Annotated in this window: 1 protein-coding gene; it reads left to right on the top strand. The window is 74.0% G+C overall.

The features are described from left to right. A partial coding sequence (locus OOT08_RS13315; RefSeq protein ID WP_442916250.1) for a serine O-acetyltransferase occupies window positions 1-433 on the top strand: 433 nt, incomplete at its 5' end. Window positions 434-480: the final 47 nt, after the last annotated feature.

Raw genomic sequence — 480 nt, 5'->3', positions numbered from 1 at the left:
GGAGACCGCGGTCGTCGGCGATGACGTGCACCTCTATCACGGGGTCACGCTCGGCGGGACGAGCTCGGAGCCGGTGAAGCGGCACCCCACGATCGGCGACCGCGTGATCCTCGGGGCCGGGGCGAAGCTCCTCGGCGACATCGAGATCGGCCCGGACAGCGCGGTCGGCGCAAACGCCGTCGTCGTGCGCTCCGCCCCCGCCTGGTCCACCCTCGTCGGCATCCCGGCGCAGATTCGCCCGCGGCGCGGGGCCCCCGGTGCGGCTCCGGCCGCGGGGAGCGAGAGCCGTGGTGACGAGAGCCGTGGTGACGAGAGCGGCGCGGATGTCAGTGGCGTGGATGACAGCGGCGTGAATGACAGCGGCGTGGGCGCAGGCCGCGACGACGAGAACCGCGGCGACGAGGGCCACGATCCCGCCTACTACGTGATCTAGGCACGGCGCGGTGCCCACGGGAGTCGTGGGCACCGCGCCGGTGGCAG

It is taken from the genome of Leucobacter sp. M11 (assembly GCF_035726885.1).
In the GTDB taxonomy this organism is placed as follows: domain Bacteria; phylum Actinomycetota; class Actinomycetes; order Actinomycetales; family Microbacteriaceae; genus JAPFRB01.
Note: the sequence above shows the minus strand (reverse complement) of the source record. Positions and strands in the feature narration are given on the sequence as shown.